The sequence below is a fragment of the Klebsiella sp. F11 genome (assembly GCF_056712265.1).
This window is the reverse complement of sequence record NZ_CM160060.1, coordinates 1,844,731-1,861,983: the sequence shown is the minus strand read 5'-3', so window position 1 is coordinate 1,861,983 and position 17,253 is coordinate 1,844,731. Positions and strand designations below refer to the sequence as shown.

The window sequence follows — 17,253 nt, the reverse complement described above, 5'->3', positions numbered from 1 at the left end:
GCATTTGCCGTCATTGCCCCGCCGCCGCCGGCGGGAAAGGGTTTACCTGCCTGCCCCACGGCGCTACAATGCCCGCCCTTAATGTGGGGACACTCCCCAACTCGCCCACCAGCTGCGGCGAATCTGACCTGTCATCAGAACGAGAAAATCATGTTTAAACCGGAACTCCTTTCCCCGGCGGGAACGCTGAAAAATATGCGTTACGCTTTCGCCTACGGCGCAGATGCCGTTTATGCCGGCCAGCCGCGCTACTCTCTGCGCGTGCGCAACAACGAATTCAACCACGAAAACCTGCAGCTCGGCATCAACGAGGCCCATGCGCTGGGGAAAAAGTTCTACGTGGTGGTGAACATCGCGCCGCATAACGCCAAGCTGAAAACCTTCGTTCGCGATCTGCGGCCGGTAGTGGAAATGGGGCCGGACGCGCTGATTATGTCCGATCCGGGATTAATCATGCTGGTGCGGGAAAACTTCCCCGAGATGCCGATTCATCTCTCGGTCCAGGCCAACGCCGTCAACTGGGCAACGGTCAAATTCTGGCAACAGATGGGGCTCAGCCGGGTCATTCTCTCGCGCGAGCTGTCGCTGGAAGAGATTGGCGAAATTCGCAGCCAGGTGCCGGAGATGGAGCTCGAAATTTTCGTTCACGGCGCGCTGTGCATGGCCTACTCCGGCCGCTGCCTGCTCTCCGGCTATATCAACAAACGCGACCCGAACCAGGGGACCTGCACCAACGCCTGCCGCTGGGAATACAACGTCCAGGAAGGCAAGCAGGACGACGTCGGCAATATCGTTCACAAATATGAGCCGATCCCGGTGCAGAACGTTGAGCCGACGCTGGGGATCGGCGAGCCGACCGACCGGGTATTTATGATTGAAGAAGCTAAACGCCCGGGCGAATATATGACCGCCTTCGAAGACGAGCACGGCACCTACATTATGAACTCGAAGGATCTGCGCGCCGTCGCCCACGTTGAGCGCCTGAGCAATATGGGCGTGCACTCGCTGAAAATCGAAGGCCGTACCAAATCCTTCTACTACTGCGCCCGCACCGCGCAGGTCTACCGCAGGGCCATCGACGACGCCGCCGCCGGCAAACCGTTCGACGAAAGCCTGCTGGAAACCCTCGAAGGGCTGGCCCACCGCGGCTATACCGAAGGCTTCCTGCGCCGCCATACCCACGATGACTATCAGAACTACGAGTACGGCTACTCGCTCTCCGAGCGCCAGCAGTTTGTCGGGGAGTTTACCGGCGAACGTAACGGCCAGCTGGCGGCGGTGGCGGTGAAGAACAAATTCACCCTCGGCGACAGCCTTGAGCTGATGACGCCGCAGGGCAACGTCAACTTCACCCTCGAGCATATGGAAAATGGCAAAGGCGAAGTGATGCCGGTCGCCCCCGGCGACGGCTACACGGTCTGGCTGCCGGTACCGGAAGATATGGTGCTGCAGTATGCTCTGCTGATGCGCAACTTTGCCGGCCAGAGCACCCGAAACCCACATGGCAACTAGTTTATAAGGGTTATTTTTTCAGTATGCACGGATATTAGAAACGGATCACATACCGTTTCGCTCAAAGCCGGTATTATCCATTTCGCTGAAAAACATAACCCATAAATGCTAGCTGTACCAGGAACCACCTCCTTAGCCTGCGTAATCTCCCTTACGCGGGCTCATTTTTTATTATTAACCCACCTGCCTGATTTCCTCTTTATCGCGGGGACCCATTCGCGATCGTGACCCTGAAATTAAAAATAATGCCCGCCTTTCCCGCAGGGTTTGCTTTCGCCGGCCCGATAGCACACGCCGTTTCGCCCCTATTCATTAGACAGATAATTATAATCACCCCAATTAAATGATAATGATAACTATTTGCATTTGATCAAACGGAAGCATAAACTGCCATCCTTTATTTTTATAGCGTTTTAAACCGGTAATTAACCAGCTATTGGTTTTTCATCGCTTACATTGTTGTATTTTCGATATCTTTTTAAAAAATAAGGAAATTTTATGGGAAAGCGCGCCTTAACCCTCGCTTTATCTACGTCGATTTTTACGGGTTCGACGCTGGCTGAGGGAAAAAATGACGCTGAAGAAACGATGGTCGTTTCATCAACGGGAACCACTGAAAACACCCTCTCCGGATCTGATCTAAACCGATTCAGAGGGATTGCCAATGCCGATATTTTCTCCTCTGAAACCTATATCCAGTCAAATAATATGAGAAACGAGGCGGGTTCAATCGATCCCGGAATCAGGGGACTGCAGGGTGAAGGCCGCGTTCCGGTATTTATTGACGGCTCTCTGCAGTCAACGCATACCTCAAGGGGCTATCAGGGAACCAGCGACAGAACCTACATCGACCCTGATTTAATCAGCAATATCGCCATCAGCAAGGGGGCCTCACAGAATAACAATGCCTTTTCATCCGGCGCCATCGGTGGGGTAATAAATATAAAAACCCTCTCCACCGAGAATATTATCAACCCTGGCAATAGCTATGGCTTACTGCTTAAACTAAGAACCTTTAACAATAATAAAAAGCCGGATATTCCCGATGATTACTCGGCGCAGAGCTATTATCAGCTGACGGACAAGCCCCGCGGGTACGATTTTAGAAACGGCTCCGCCACGCTGGCCTTTGGTTTCAGAGATGATACCGTTGATAGCGTTATTGCCTATAGTAAACGATCGACCGGCAACTATTTTTCGGGGAAAAAGGGATTTGATAAATTCAGCGATCCGGTGGTGTTTAAAAATGAAGAGGTCGTAAACACCTACTTCGAAAGTGAGTCGTTTATTTATAAGCTTGCCGTCAGCGCCGGCGACGATCACCACTTCAACCTTGCCTACCGCAACCATCGTCAGCAGGCCGGCGAAACGCTGGCCGCCTACTGGTATAAAAACGCTAACGACGCCGATTTCGAGCCCCTGCCCGCAGGGGTGGAATCCATGCCGCAGTGGAAGCCCGGCAGCGCGATTGTTAACGCCTACAGCGCCGGATATACCTACGCCCCGGTTGACAACCGGCTGCTTAATCTAAATCTGAACTACTGGCTGACCAATACAAACTTAAAGCAGTATAACGGCCTGTGGGCGCTGGGGACCAATGCTCAGCAATATCTGCACGCCTATAGCAACAATAAAAACGGGATCGCCATCGTCAATGAAAGCCAGCTAAACATGCTCACGCTACGCTACGGCTCGTCAACGCAAAAGGAGACGCTGGCGCCAAAATCTGACGGACTGACCCGCTTTACCGCCTACCCCACCTCGCGGCATGGTGAGAGGCGGGAGAATGCCCTTTTCGTCAACGGGATGATTGAGAGCGGCCCTCTCCAGCTCAATCTGGGAATTAACTATCACAATGCCGAAGCCAAAGATTTTCAGACCAATGAAAGCGTAAAATATCAGGCGAAAGCGGATCTGAGTTCCGAAATAAGCTATGCGCTGACCCCAGGCACAACCCTGTTTGTGAAAGCAGCCAGAAACTACAGAATGCCGAGCCTGTATGAAACCACGGTATCAAACGAGATATTCAGCTATAACCCGGCCAACCCCATTGCGCCGGAGGTCTCCCTGCAAAAAGAAGTTGGGGTTAAGATACATCGCCCGGCTTTATTATCCGCAGAAGATGCGCTTGACCTCTCCCTCTCCAGGTTTAACAACCGGACCAATAACTTTATCTCTCCCGGAATAAAGGATAAAACCGCGGGGATGCCGGCATGGGAGGATAACTTCACGTTTATGAATTATGATAAGCTCGATTTATCCGGCATTGACTTTTCGCTAAAATACAACAGCGAACTGTTCTACTCGGCCATTTCCGCCACGTTCTATAGCAAAACGGCGGTGTGTTCAAACTACTATGCGCAAAAATACAATACCAGCAATTGTAATAACCTCGGCTTCGCCTGGGGGTTAACGCCCACCAGAATCCCCGCTAAACAAAATATCGCGGTGAACCTGGGGAAAAAGTTCCTCAACGAAACCGTCGATGCCGGCATCAGATACCACTATCACTCGGCGAAAACCAACCCCGCGGGATGGCTTGAGGGAACGGCGGCCAACCCGGTTATCGAAATCCCTTCCGGCTACCAGGTTGATTTGTATGGCGAGTATATTTTCAATAAAAATGCGACCTTTTTTGCCACCGTTAATAACGTCACCGATCGCTATGATATCCAGCCCGGAGCGGTTATCAGCATGCCCGATCCTGGCAGAACGGTGATGCTGGGCGTTGACCTCCGCTTCTGATCGTACCCGGCGGAAGCGCTATCCGTGAAGAGGGCGATTTTAGCGCCCTCTTCCCTGCCGACTATGCGCTATAAATATTTATAGCCATCACACTTCGAAGAAATCGACCTTCCCGCCGGCAAGATGGTACATGCTGCCAACCATTTTGATTTTCCCTTGTTGTTCCAGCTTTCGCAGCACCGGACTATTCTTGCGAATATTTTCGATCGTCAGCTCGACGTTTTTCCGCGCCACGGCGTCAACGAAGTCGTAATTACTGCCTGTACGTTCGCCGCTGTACTCGGTTTTGGCGATGGCCGGTTTAATTTCATCCAGCAGGCCGGTCAGGTTACCCAATTCGGCATTATCAATGGCCCCGCGGACGGCGCCGCAGCGGGTATGCCCCATCACCAGCACCAGCACCAGCTTCGCCCCGGCGACGGCGCAGGCAAACTCCATGCTGCCTAACATATCGCGGTTGCTGATATTGCCCGCCACGCGAGAGTTAAAGGTTTCGCCGATCCCCGCATCGAGAATAATTTCTGCCGGCGCGCGGGAGTCGATACAGCTGAGGATCACCGCCGCCGGGAACTGCCCCGCCAGGCTGCTGCGCTTTTGCTGCAGATAATCGTGCTTAAGCGGGCGGTTTTCCCGGAAGCGCAGATTCCCCTGTTTAAAATGTTCAATCACCGCATCCGGCGTCATACCGTCGCGTTCTTCTTTGCTCAGAGAGGCGGCAAAAGAGATCGACGGCACCGACAGGGCCGCCAGCCCGGTAATGGATAGCGCGGAAAGCGCTAAAGTTTGTTTCAGAATGGTACGACGTGAAGGTTCAGCTTGTTGCTTCTGTTGCATAATATCGCTCTATAGTCCGGGTTATTCACATTACGCAGATAATCTCCTGGTAAAATGCAACCAAACTAAAACCACACGATAAATAGCGATATATTTTTGCCCTTTGTTTAAATAATGACGCTCGCAGGAGGTGGTTGTTAATATGAAGAAGCCTTTTTGAAAAGACTATTAACATAAAGCGCACAGTTTAAAAACCGTGCGCGAATATGATGAGACGTCATTACGTCATGTCGAATTACCGGTCCGGCACATTTGACCTGACGCTGACCCGCACGGTGGTCGCTTTCTCGGTGATATTCAGCCAGGGGCGGCCATAGACTAGGTTAATATTTCCGCTTCCCTGCTGGACGCCTTTAAAGGTGAAGGTTCTTTCCACCGGACAGCCCGCGGCGCGCTTACCGCAGCTGGCGGGCTGGCGGTAATTCTCGGCGACCAGCATGACCTGCGCAGGTAAGGAACGTAGCATCCACTTGTAGCCGGTGCCCGGGATATCCTGCAGCGTAACGGTAAACTGTTCCCCGCCGGAAATACGCTTCTCCGTCACCGGCGCGGAGATCGCCTGCAGGGAGAAAGCCAGGCAAAATAACGCTATGCCGGAGTTCGTTACGTAGGTGAATGTGTTACGGGACATCCTCTTTTCCTTACTGTATCAATGGTCAAATTTACCCGCGCAATTCTGACACTCCCGTGCAACCTATCACAGGACGAATAGCGCGCTGGTTGAGCTACCATTGCAGAAAAAGGGGGACGCGGCTATCGATAACCCAATATCCGCGCCGTCCGGCCGATAATTGCCAAAATATCCATCCTTCGCCGCATGCGGTACACTTTCTGCATCTTGTGCAATGAGGCAACCATCATGTCCACGTTTCCGGCCAGCTTACTGATTCTGAATGGCAAAGGCGCTAATGAGCCGCAGCTGCGCGAAGCGATAAACCTGTTACGCGCAGAGAGTGTCGATATCCACGTCCGCGTCACCTGGGAAAAAGGCGACGCCGGGCGCTTCGTCGATGAGGCCGAACGGCTTAACGTCGGCACGGTGATTGCCGGCGGCGGTGACGGTACCATTAATGAAGTCGCCACCGCGCTGGTCCAGCGCGGCAGCCAGGCGGCGCTGGGGATCCTGCCGCTCGGTACCGCCAACGACTTCGCCACCAGCGTCGGCATCCCGTCGGACCTTGCCAGCGCCCTCAAGCTGGCGATCGTCGGGCGCGATATGGCGATAGACGTCGCGCGGGTCAACGATAATACCGGCTTTATTAATATGGCCACCGGCGGCTTCGGTACCCGGATCACCACCGAAACGCCGGAAAAGCTTAAGGCCGCGCTGGGCGGCGTTTCCTACCTGATCCACGGCCTGATGCGCATGGATGCCCTTAAGCCCGACCGCTGCGAAATTCGCGGGGAGAACTTCTCCTGGCAAGGGGATGCGCTGGTGATCGGCATCGGCAACGGGCGCCAGGCAGGCGGCGGCCAGCAGCTGTGCCCCCAGGCGTTGATTAACGACGGGCTGCTGCATCTGCGCATCTTTACCGGTCAGGAGCTGCTGCCGGCGCTGTTCAGCACCCTGGCCAATCCCGACAACTCCCCTAACCTGGTGGACGGCGTGTCGTCGTGGTTTGAAATTACCGCCGCCCACGAGATGACCTTTAACCTCGACGGCGAGCCGCTGAGCGGCAAAACCTTCCGCATGGAAATTGTGCCCGGCGCCCTGCGCTGTCGGCTGCCGCCGGACTGCGCGCTGCTGAAATAATACCCGACGGCTGGCGGCTTATCACCGCCGCCGGCCGTCGTTCAGTACGCGGCCACCTCCCGCGCCATCTCCCGGGTATACTGCCGGCTGGCATTGACCAGCATCTGCGTATAGCTCGTCCGCGCCTCGCCGTTGACCAGCGCATCCACCGTCAGGGTTTCGAGGATCTTCCCGTGCTGCATCACCGCCACCTTATGACAGAGATGGGCGATGACCCCAAGGTCGTGGGTGACCATTAAATAGGTGAGCTTCTCCTCCCGCTGAAGCTCCGCCAGCAGGTTGAGGATCTCGGCCTGCACCGAAACGTCCAGCGCCGAGGTGGGCTCGTCCAGCAGCAGCACCTGGGGTTCGAGGATCAGCGCCCGGGCGATCGCCACCCGCTGACGCTGGCCGCCGGAAAGCTGGTGCGGATAGCGGTCGCGAAAGGCGCAATTTAGCCCCACCCTGTCCAGCAGCGTATTGACCCGCCGTTCGCGATCGCCGATACCGTGGATCTGTAGCGGTTCCTCAAGGATATTGCTAACGGTATGCCGCGGATGCAGCGAGCCGTAGGGATCCTGAAAGACCATTTGCACCTGGCGACAGCGCCGGCGGCTGATTTTATGCTCCAGCGCGCGGCCGTCGATCGCCAGCGCCCCCTGCCAGTGGGTAAACAGCCCGGCCAGGCACTTCAGCACCGTGGTTTTACCGGAGCCGGACTCCCCCACCAGGCCGTAGATCTCGCCGGGACGCACCTGAAAACTCACGTCGTGCAGGACCTGGCTACGCTTGTTGCCCTCGCCAAAGGCGAGGTTGAGGTTTTGTACGTCAATCATCAGGCTCTCCTTATTCCATCAGCCAGCTGGCCTGGCGCTGTAAGACCGGCAGCACCGGGCGGCGACGCTGCATATCCGGCAGGGAATTAATCAGCCCCTGCGTGTAGGGATGGCGGGCGTTATCAAGGTCCCTGGCGGCAATGGACTCCACCACCCGCCCGGCGTACATCACCAGCACCCGATCGCAGAAGCTGCGTACCAGGTTGATATCGTGGCTGATAAATATCAGCCCCAGCCCGCGCGACTGCACCAGATCGTCGAGCAGGCCGAGGACCTGCAGGCGCACCGAGACGTCCAGCGCCGAGGTGGGCTCATCGGCAATCACTAGCTCCGGGTCGACGATCAGCATCATAGCGATCATGATGCGCTGCCCCTGGCCGCCGGAAATTTCATGCGGATAGAGCCGATAGACGCGCTGCGGGTCGCGGATCCGCACCACCTCCAGCATCTCCAGCGCTTTGCTTCTGGCCTCGTTTTTACGCCCGGGATGGTGGGTGAGCCAGGCTTCGGCCACCTGATCGCCGACGCACACCACCGGATTGAGCGAATATTTCGGGTCCTGCATAATCATGGAGATGCGCTTGCCGCGCACGGCGCGCATCTGCGCCTCGCTGAGCTGCTGTAAATCAAGGTCGGCGAACTGCATCCGGCTGGCGCTAACCCGCGCTTTTTTCGGATGCAGCTGCAGCAGCGCCCGCCCGACGGTGGATTTGCCCGAGCCGGATTCACCGACAATCGCCAGCTTCTCCCGCCCCAGCAGAAAGGAGACGCCGCGCACCGCATGGGTGACCGCGCCGCCGTTAACAAAGTCGACGCACAGGTCGCGCACGTCGAGCAGCGGTGCGCTATTCGCTACGAGGATCGAGGATGTCACGTAGGCCATCTCCTAAGAAGTTGAATGCCAGACTGTTGATCAGGATCGCCAGCCCCGGAATCGTTACTACCCACCAGCACTCCATCATGTAGGTGCGACCGCTGGAGATCATCGCCCCCCACTCCGGGTCCGGCGGCTGGGCGCCGAGGCCGAGAAAGCCCAGCCCGGCGGCGGTGAGGATAATTCCCGCCATATTCATGGTGATGCGGATAATTACCGACGGCAGGCACAGCGGCACGATGTGCCGCCACAGCACGCGGGTCGCAGAGGCGCCCTGCAAACGCACCGCCGAGATAAAATCGGCCTGCCGCAGAGAGAGCGTCTCCGCGCGAGCGAGACGCGCAATCGGCGGCCAGGCGGTGAGCGTAATGGCAATAACCACGTGCTCAAGGCCGGGGCCCAGCGCCGCCACAAAGGCCAGCGCCAGCACCAGGCTCGGGAAGGAGACAAAGATATCGGTGACGCGCATCAGCACCCTATCCACCCTGCCGCCAAAGTAGCCGGCGCTCACCCCCAGCAGCAGCCCCAGCGGCCCGACGGTCACCGACACCAGCAGCACGATATAGAGCGTGATGCGCGAACCGTAGACCAGCCGGCTAAAGATATCGCGGCCAAACTCATCGGTGCCGAACCAGTGCTGCGCATTGGGCGCCGTCAGCGCGTTGTTGAGGTCCTGTACCAGCGGGTTATAGGGGGCAATCTGCGGCGCGAAAATCGCCACCGCCAGCAGCAGGCCGATGATTGCGCCGCCGATCGCGGTGAGGGGATTACGCGCCATCCTGCCGATAAACCCGGCGCCGCGCTTCAGCCCGCGAACGATCCGCTGACGGCCCTCGTTCGTTCCGCCTTGCAGCGTGGTATCCAGCGAAACCGTCATGATTTGGTCCTCGGGTCAAAGAATTGATACAGCATGTCGGAAAGCAGATTGAGCATCACGAAAATGATCCCGACCAGCAGCACGCAGCCCATCACAGCGTTCATATCCCCGAGCAGCAGGCTGCCGGTGAGATAGGAGCCGAAACCGGGCCACGAGAAGACCGTTTCGATCAGCACCGCCCCTTCCAGCAGCGCGCCGTAGGCCAGCGCCACGACCGTCAGCAGCTGTACCAGAATGTTGCGAAAGGCGTGATGCCAGATAACCTGCCGCTCGGTGAGCCCCTTCACCCTGGCGGTGATAATGAACTCCTGCGACAGCTGGGCCAGCATAAAGCTGCGAGTCATGCGGCTGATGTAGGCCAGCGAGTGAAAGCCGAGCAGCGAAGCGGGTAAAATCAGGTGATTGATGGCGTTCCAGAATACCCGGCCATTCCCCGCCAGCAGCGCGTCGACGGTCATCAGCCCGGTGCGCCGCGGCACGACCCCATCCAGGCCGAGATCCACCCGCCCGGCGCCGCCCACCCAGCCGAGCCAGGCGTAGAACACCAGCAGCCCGATCATCCCGACCCAGAAGATCGGCGTCGAGTAGCCGGCGAGGCTAATAATACGCACCACGTAGTCGCTGAGGCTGTTGCGCCGCGCCGCGGCCAGCACGCCCAGCGGAATGCCGAGCCCGGCACCCACGATAATCGCCATCGTCGCCAGCTCCATGGTCGCCGGGAAAACGCGAATAATATCGTCCATCACCGGTTTCCCGGTCAGCAGGGCGTTGCCCAGATCCCCGTGCAGCAGGTTGACGAAATAGATAGCAAACTGGGTGACCAGCGACTGGTCAAACCCCAGCTGATGGTAAACCTGCTGATAGGTGCCGTGGTCGGCATCCGGGCCAACAATCGCCAGCACCGGGTCGATGGGCATCACCCGTCCGATGGTGAAGGTGAGCAGCAGCAGGCCGAACAGCGTGATCGCCACCTGCAGCAGCCGGTTAGCCAAACGCCGGGCGCGGGAGCCGGGCGTGAGAAGGCGTGTACTCATCCTTTCTCTCCTTCGCTGACTTTATAGACTTCGCGTAAAAAGGTGGTGGCGGACGGATGCGGCCGATAGTCGCGCACCTCCCGGCGGACCACCACCGAATCAACCATCTGTGAAAGCGGGATCAGGGCCGGGATCAGCTGGTCGTAACGGGTCTGAATCGCCCGGTAGTCGGCAACCTGCTTCTGCGGGTCGCGTTCGAGCAGCGCGCCGTCGATCATCGCGTTGAGCTGAGGGTCGTAAAAACCGGTCCGCCAGCCCTGGAAATTGGTCAGCCGCGCGGCGTCGCTGTTATCCGGGTTATAGACCAGCGCCCGCAGGCTGGAGTGCGGATGCGGCTCCATCCCGCTGCCGCCGCGGCCGACCAGCAGGTCGAAGTGACGCTCGCGCATCGCCCCGTAGATCTGGTTGCCGGTACCGGTAATAATTTTGGCGTTAATGCCCGCCTGCATCAGCGTGGACTGCACGGCAATGGCGATATTGAGGAACGGCTGGTCGGAGAGCACCCGCAGCGTGGTAGCGAAACCGTCGGGATAGCCCGCCTCCGCCAGCAGCTTTTTCGCCCGCGCAATATCCAGCCGGTAGCCCGGGTCCGGCAGCGTCGAGGGCATGCCGGCTTTGATCGGCCGCTGGTGCAGCACGCCGTAGCCCGGCATCAGCGCCCGGTTAATCCCCTGGTAGTCAATCAGGTAGCGCAGGGCCTCGCGCACCCTGGGGTTGGCGAAGTGCGCCTCCTTCATGCTCATCGCCACGTAGTACATCGTTCCGCGCTGCACCGCATCGACGCTCAGCTGCGGGTTGCTGCGCAGGGCGTTGATATCCGCTACCGCCATATTGTTGGCGATGTCGAGATCGCCCTTCTCAATCATCAGGCGCAGCGTTTGCGACTCCTGAAAATGGCGTAACACCACCCGGCTCATCTTCGCCTCCCCGCGCCAGTAGTTCGGGTTGCGCTGCATGCGCAGCACCTCCTTCGCCTGCCAGGTTTCCAGCATAAACGGCCCGGACCCGGCTTCGTGAGTGGTCAGCCAGCGGTTGCCCCAGTCGTTATCCTGCGCGTGGCTTTGCACCGTTTTGCTGTCGATCACGCCGAGATTGCCCAGCGCCCCCAAGGAGTAGAGCACCAGTTGCGGATCGTTGGCCTTCGGCAGAGTGATTTGCACCGTCACGTCGTCCAGCGCCGTCACCTGCTTATCGATATTGCTTTTGCTGAAGCCGTAGGATTTCCACACCGAGGCCTGGGCGAGGTTAAGGTGCAGGATCCGCCGCATCGACCACACCACGTCGGCCGCGGTCAGCGGATTGCCGGAGTGAAACGTCACGTTGTCGTGCAGATGGAAGGTCAGCGTCGCGCCGTCCGGGCTTATCTCCCAGGATTTAGCCAGCGCTGGGCGCACGTTGGTGAGCTGCTCGGGGTCCAGTTCAACCAGTGAATCGTAAAGATTGACCACCACCCCCACCACCTCGTTGCCGGTCATGGCCGCCGGGTCGAGTGTCAGCAGGTTATTCATATTCATACCGACGATCAGCTGGTCGGGCGGCGTTTTGGCGTAGCTCGCCCCGCTCCCCAGCGTCACGGCAAGCGCGAGCAGGCACGCTCCCAGTAAGGAGGATTTCTTCATCTATCTTTCGCCTGTAGGGTACACGCCCGTCATCATTTGCGCCGCAGCGGCTGACTCAGGGCCTGTTTTATAATGGTTAACCGTTCGGCCATATCCGCTATGCCTTCGGCATGCGGACTTTTTATTAATCAGTCGTGGCTAACGGTGTTGGCTTCGATATACGCAAAGTTGATGTCTTCCCCGAGGCCCGGGCGCTGCGACAAATGCACAAAGCCCTGCTCATCCATCGGGTCAACGATGCTGTTGAGATAGGCGGCCGGCGCGTCGTAATCGAGGAACGGATGCAGCAGACCGCGCTCGTACCAGCGGCAGTTGCGGATCGCGCCCACCACCGCCAGGCTCGCCGCCCCGTTGCCGTGGACCTCGCAGTCCATGCCGAAAGACTCCGCCAGCGCCGCCACCTTCATGGTGGGCGCAATCCCGCCGACGCCGTTGGCTCCGGCGCGTAAAATATCGCAGGCTCCGGCCTTCACCCATTCAGCGCGCATATGATGCTTGCCGCCGAAGCTCTCCGGGCCGACGATCGGAATGGTCAGGTTTTCCGCCAACCAGGCGTAGGACGACATCGAATCCTCCTCCATTGGCTCTTCAAACCAGGCGAAATCGAGCTTTTCCAGCTCCTTGCCAATCCACAGCGCCTCGGCGCGGCTGTACCAATGGTAGCCGTCAATCATCAGCTCAACGTCCGGGCCAACCGCTTCACGTACCGCGGCGCAGGCTTTGATATCCATCTTCGGATTCGGCGCAAAGGCGATCGGCGGCATCCAGGTGTGCAGCTTGATGGCCCTGTAGCCGCGCACCACCAGCTTTTCGGCAAACGCCGCGAACTCGTCCGGCGTCGACAGGCCGCCGGGCAGATCGTCCCCGCACATGGTGCTGCCGTAGGCCGGCACCTTATCGCGATAGCCGCCCAGCAGCTTATAGACCGGCATATTGAGCCTGCGGCCCTGCAGATCCCACAGCGCCTGCTCGACAAACGACAGCGCGCGCTCGGTCAGCTGGTGGGCGCTGCCGCGCTGCCAGTGGTTAAGATCCTGCCAGATGCGCTCGCGATTAAAGGGGTCCTGCCCCACCAGAACCTTGCGGAAGAAAGCGTCAACCACAAACGGGCGCACCACTTCCGGCGGCGCGAAGGCGTAGCCCTGGGTCCCGTCATCGGCGGTGATGGTCAGCATCGCCATTTTCGCCAGCCCTTCCGCTCCCGGGTGAGAGTGCCCGGCGCTATCGGCAACCCGCCGGGTGGGATAGTGAAAAACGGTGACGTTTACAGATTCAATTTTCATTCTTTGTCCTTAGTACGATGCACCTGAACCCACCTGACCAAAATTCGCCCAATTGATAAGCATGATGAATGAGTTCACATAATTGAAAAAGCGTTTCAATTATTAATCTAAGCACAAATCATTAGCACTGCCTCGGACAAATTCCGCTATACAACGGTCGAATTTTAGGCATCGGCACGACAGGACGTGATTGTTTTCACAAAAGAGAGGGGAAATGTGAGGGCGATCGTCAGGGGAAAAGCGTGAAAAATGAGCGCAGAAAAGAGATAAACCGACCGTTTACACCTCCAGGGATCCTGCGCTCACCGATTCGTGACTATCCGGCCGCCTTAACGCGTTCATCGCGCGACAGCAGCAGCTCGGTTAGCGAATGATGGCGGGCCACGGCGCCGCGAAACCGCGGATGCTGGCAATCTTCAGTCACCGCGATTGTCGGGATGCCCGCGGCCCGGGCGGCCTGAAAGCCGCTGGCGCTATCTTCGATAACCAGGCACTGCTCGGCGCGAAGGCTGAGCTTGCGCAGGGTCGAGAGGTAGACCGCCGGGTGCGGCTTGCCCCACGCTTCGTCGTCGGCGCTGGAGATTGCGTCGAACCAGGGGCGCAGGGCGAGTTTATCGAGCACGGCGGCAATAACCTGATGGGATGAGGAGGTCGCCAGGGCAATCTTATAGCCGCAGCGGCGGAAATGGGCCAGGGCGTCATTGACGCCCTCCATCGCCTCCCCCCTGGCGGTAATCAGCCCGGTGATACGCTGCAGAATGTGCTGCTCCAGCTGCTGCGGAGCAATCAGCAGTCGGCAATGCCGGCACCACACGCGGGCAATATCGTCCAGACGTTTACCTTTGGTCAGCGTTTCGCACTCCTCTTCGCTGACCGTGGCGCCCAGAGATGCCAGGGCCCCCATCTGCGCCTGGCGCCACAGGCCTTCTGAATCAATAATCACGCCGTCCATGTCAAAAATTACCGCTTTAATACTCATCATCCACCTCAGGCGGGCCGCGATGTTGCTCTCGCGACCCGTAGACTCTCATCAGGAAAATTCGACGCTTTTACCGCTACCGGCCGGCTGCTGGCTAAAGCCCGGCTGCTCGACGCGAATAAACGCGCAGAGGAAGAACGCCAGCACGTACAGCCCGGTGTAGGCGATAACCACCCCGATGGTGCTGTAGTACGGCAGCAGAACCACCGCGATCGCCGGGGCGAGGAAGTTGGAGAGCCCCGCCGACAGGTTATACACCGAAATGGCCGCCCCTTTATGCTTCGGCTCAAGGGCCGGGAACACGGCAGCCATCGGCACGAAGGCGGCGACGAAGATCCCCAGCGCGACCGCCGGGATCAGCGCCATGGCGAAGTTATGCCCGAAGTGCTGCGGAATGTAGTAAAAGGCGAGGCTCGACAGCGCCATGCCGACGCAGCCAAACCAGCGCACCACTTTGATCCAGCCCAGCTTCTCGCCGAGGATCCCCCACAGCACGTTGGAGAAAATGGTGGTGAAGAAGAACACCGCCCACACCTGCAGCCACTCCGAGGTGGTGAAGCCCAGCTCATCAACAAACATCAGCGGCATAATGACCGCAAAACCGAACAGCGACAGGGTATTGATAATACGCACCACGCTGGAGAGCAGGATATTGCGATTGCTGTAGAGCAGCGTCACCGCCCGGCCCAGCTCGGCAAACTTCTCGCGGGTGGTCAGATTTTGCATATGCCGCGGGGTCTCAATATTGCGCAGCGCGACCATCGCGATAACGCCGCCGACGACGCAGAACGCCAGCGCCAGCCACAGGGTGCCGAGCTCGCCGATATGCGGAATGGTAAAGCTCGGGATGTAGCTGCCGAACACGCCGATACCGATTGAATAAACCGCCCAGAACCAGCCCAGCGCCGAGCTGGCGCTGTCGCTCTTGACGTTGTGAACAATCGCCACGATAAACGAGTAGAGGAACAGCGGATAGGCAAAGCCGCGGATGCCGTAGAACAGCAGGATCAGCGGATAGTTAGCGTGTCCGAGGCCAAAAACCAGGAACAGAACGTGGAACACGCACCACAGTACGAAGCCAATCATCATCGTTTTGAGCGGGGTGATGATCTCCGCCACCACGCCGGAAATCCACGCCGAGAGCGCGGCGGCCAGGCCGTACAGCGTAAAGGCGAAAGAGGCCTGCGCCGGGGTGAAGCCCAGCTCTTTGATATAGTGCGAGAGAAAAGCCAGCTCGAAACCGTCGCCGGTCATAAACACGGCGATAGCAATGTATCCCCATATCAGATTCAGGGGCAGACCGAGCCACTGTTTATTGGTTGCGGACATAATGACCTCGTTTGCAGGGTACAGGAGTCAGCTCCGGTGACGCCACCGGAGCGGTTGTTCTATCCGTCATCGTTCAGGCTACAGGCGCGTTGGCTTCCTGCAGCCCGAACTCGTTAGGATATGTTATTTATAATTAGCGCCGACGGTAATTCAGGTCGTTGATATATAAAGACTTAAACTGCGCATAGCGCTGCATCATGGCCTGATGGCGGGCCGGCGTTGCCCGCCAGGTTTGCCAGACTTCCGGCTTTGCGCACACCGCAGCCAGCGGCTTCCCTGCCGCCAGGCAGGCCAGCCGCGCCGCCCCCAGCGCGCCGCCGGTTTCGCCCCCTTTGTGGGTGACCACCGGCATCGCGAGAATATCCGCCAGCAGCTGGGCCCAGAACGGGCTTCGGGCGCCGCCGCCGACCAGCGAGCACTGTTCAATTCGCGTGCCGCTCTCCTTCAGCACCTGCAGCCCGTCGTTGATGCCAAAGCTCACGCCTTCCAGCACCGCGTAGCCCAGCTGCGCGCGCAGGCTGGAGTGCGTCATCCCCCAAAACATCCCCCGGGCATCGGGATCGTTATGCGGCGTGCGTTCGCCGGAAAGATACGGCAGGAAGAACGGAGCGTTGGCTTTCTCCTCCTCGCTGAGCTGGGCAATCTCCTCCAGCAGCGCGACTTCGGTAGTGCTGGTAAGACGGCAGAACCACTGCAGGCAGCTGGCGGCGCTGAGCATCACGCTCATCTGATGCCACAGGTTCGGCAGCACGTGGCAGAAAGCGTGAACCGCCGACTGCGGCGCCGGACGATAGGCGTCAGTCACCACGAACAGCACGCCGGAGGTCCCGAGAGAAATAAAGGCATCGCCCGGTGAGACCGCCCCAACGCCAATGGCGCTGACCGCGTTATCGCCCCCGCCGCCGGCCACCACCACCGAGGCGTTCAGCCCCCAGCGCTCCGCCACCTGCGGATCGAGGGTCGCGGAGACTTCGCAGCCTTCGACCAGCGTCGGCATATGGCTGCGCGACAGGCCGCACTTGTCCAGCAGCGCATCGGACCAGTCGCGCTTCGCCACGTCCAGCCACAGCGTGCCGGCGGCGTCCGACATATCGGAGATTTTCCGGCCAGTCATCCGATAGCGCAGATAGTCCTTCGGCAGCATCACCGTCGCCGTACGCTGGAAGTTGGCCGGCTCATGGCGGCGCACCCACAGCAGCTTCGGCGCGGTAAAGCCCGGCATCGCCAGGTTTCCGGCAACCTGATGCAGCTCGGGAGCCATCTCCTCCAGCTCGCGGCACTCGTCGGCGCAGCGGGTGTCATTCCACAGGATGGCCGGACGGATCACCTCCCCGCGGTCGTCCAGCAGCACCGCGCCGTGCATCTGCCCCGAAAGGCCAATCGCCTTGATAGCCGACCAGTGATGGCCGCACTTTTCCCGCAGGGTGGTCATCAGATACTCCGTGGCTTCCCACCACGCCTGCGGAGATTGCTCTGACCAGTGGGGATGGGGCCGCTGAATGCTCAGCGGCGCGCTATGGCTGGCGACGACGTCATTGTTCTCATCAATGACCAGCGCTTTCACTTCCGACGTGCCAAGATCGATCCCTAAGTACATAG

Annotated in this window: 14 protein-coding genes; 3 read left to right on the top strand and 11 right to left on the bottom strand. The window is 58.8% G+C overall.

Annotated elements, in window-relative coordinates:
* Nucleotides 1–150: 150 nt before the first annotated feature.
* The gene (gene trhP / locus AC1M2H_RS09270) at nucleotides 151–1,512 is read left to right on the top strand and encodes a prephenate-dependent tRNA uridine(34) hydroxylase TrhP (RefSeq protein ID WP_480151144.1); all 1,362 of its coding nucleotides are present in this window, start codon (nucleotides 151–153) and stop codon (nucleotides 1,510–1,512) included.
* A gap of 498 nt (nucleotides 1,513–2,010) precedes the next feature.
* A complete protein-coding gene (locus AC1M2H_RS09265) occupies nucleotides 2,011–4,257 on the top strand; it encodes a TonB-dependent receptor domain-containing protein (protein ID WP_480151143.1) in 2,247 nt (748 codons plus the stop codon).
* Between the two features lie 87 nt (nucleotides 4,258–4,344).
* On the opposite strand, the gene AC1M2H_RS09260 is transcribed toward AC1M2H_RS09265, so the two are convergent.
* Both AC1M2H_RS09260 and AC1M2H_RS09255 read right to left on the bottom strand, forming a co-directional pair.
* Entirely contained in the window at nucleotides 4,345–5,091 is a 747-nt protein-coding gene (locus tag AC1M2H_RS09260) for a carbonic anhydrase (RefSeq protein WP_480151142.1), read from the bottom strand.
* A gap of 235 nt (nucleotides 5,092–5,326) precedes the next feature.
* The gene (locus tag AC1M2H_RS09255) at nucleotides 5,327–5,722 is read right to left on the bottom strand and encodes a protease inhibitor I42 family protein (RefSeq protein ID WP_480151141.1); all 396 of its coding nucleotides are present in this window, start codon (nucleotides 5,720–5,722) and stop codon (nucleotides 5,327–5,329) included.
* A gap of 228 nt (nucleotides 5,723–5,950) precedes the next feature.
* On the opposite strand from AC1M2H_RS09255, the gene yegS reads away from it, so the two are divergent.
* Nucleotides 5,951–6,844 carry a lipid kinase YegS gene (yegS, locus tag AC1M2H_RS09250; protein WP_480151140.1) on the top strand — a complete coding sequence of 298 codons (894 nt, stop codon included), beginning with the start codon at nucleotides 5,951–5,953 and terminating at the stop codon, nucleotides 6,842–6,844.
* Between the two features lie 41 nt (nucleotides 6,845–6,885).
* Here yegS and AC1M2H_RS09245 read toward each other — a convergent pair whose 3' ends face one another.
* The 9 genes from AC1M2H_RS09245 to xylB form a co-directional block, all read right to left on the bottom strand.
* Nucleotides 6,886–7,659, bottom strand: a complete 774-nt coding sequence (locus AC1M2H_RS09245; RefSeq protein ID WP_480151139.1) for an ABC transporter ATP-binding protein — start codon at nucleotides 7,657–7,659, stop codon at nucleotides 6,886–6,888.
* Nucleotides 7,660–7,669: 10 nt separating this feature from the next.
* Nucleotides 7,670–8,533: an ABC transporter ATP-binding protein gene (locus AC1M2H_RS09240; RefSeq protein WP_480151884.1), complete on the bottom strand. Its 864-nt coding sequence runs from the start codon at nucleotides 8,531–8,533 to the stop codon at nucleotides 7,670–7,672.
* Nucleotides 8,505–9,410 carry an ABC transporter permease gene (locus AC1M2H_RS09235; RefSeq protein WP_480151138.1) on the bottom strand — a complete coding sequence of 302 codons (906 nt, stop codon included), beginning with the start codon at nucleotides 9,408–9,410 and terminating at the stop codon, nucleotides 8,505–8,507. The genes AC1M2H_RS09240 and AC1M2H_RS09235 overlap by 29 nt, the downstream gene beginning before the upstream one ends.
* Entirely contained in the window at nucleotides 9,407–10,444 is a 1,038-nt protein-coding gene (locus tag AC1M2H_RS09230; protein ID WP_480151137.1) for an ABC transporter permease, read from the bottom strand. Before AC1M2H_RS09230 ends, AC1M2H_RS09235 begins: the two co-directional genes overlap by 4 nt.
* Entirely contained in the window at nucleotides 10,441–12,063 is a 1,623-nt protein-coding gene (locus tag AC1M2H_RS09225; RefSeq protein ID WP_480151136.1) for an ABC transporter substrate-binding protein, read from the bottom strand. Before AC1M2H_RS09225 ends, AC1M2H_RS09230 begins: the two co-directional genes overlap by 4 nt.
* Before the next feature lie 128 nt (nucleotides 12,064–12,191).
* On the bottom strand, nucleotides 12,192–13,346 hold the full coding sequence (locus AC1M2H_RS09220; protein ID WP_480151135.1) for a mandelate racemase family protein: 1,155 nt from the start codon (nucleotides 13,344–13,346) through the stop codon (nucleotides 12,192–12,194).
* A gap of 316 nt (nucleotides 13,347–13,662) precedes the next feature.
* The gene (locus AC1M2H_RS09215) at nucleotides 13,663–14,325 is read right to left on the bottom strand and encodes an HAD family hydrolase (protein ID WP_480151883.1); all 663 of its coding nucleotides are present in this window, start codon (nucleotides 14,323–14,325) and stop codon (nucleotides 13,663–13,665) included.
* A gap of 51 nt (nucleotides 14,326–14,376) precedes the next feature.
* Complete coding sequence (locus tag AC1M2H_RS09210) at nucleotides 14,377–15,654, bottom strand: RbtT/DalT/CsbX family MFS transporter (protein ID WP_480151134.1); 1,278 nt, start codon at nucleotides 15,652–15,654, stop codon at nucleotides 14,377–14,379.
* A 133-nt stretch (nucleotides 15,655–15,787) separates the two neighbouring features.
* Nucleotides 15,788–17,251, bottom strand: a complete 1,464-nt coding sequence (gene xylB / locus AC1M2H_RS09205; RefSeq protein ID WP_480151133.1) for a xylulokinase — start codon at nucleotides 17,249–17,251, stop codon at nucleotides 15,788–15,790.
* Nucleotides 17,252–17,253: the final 2 nt, after the last annotated feature.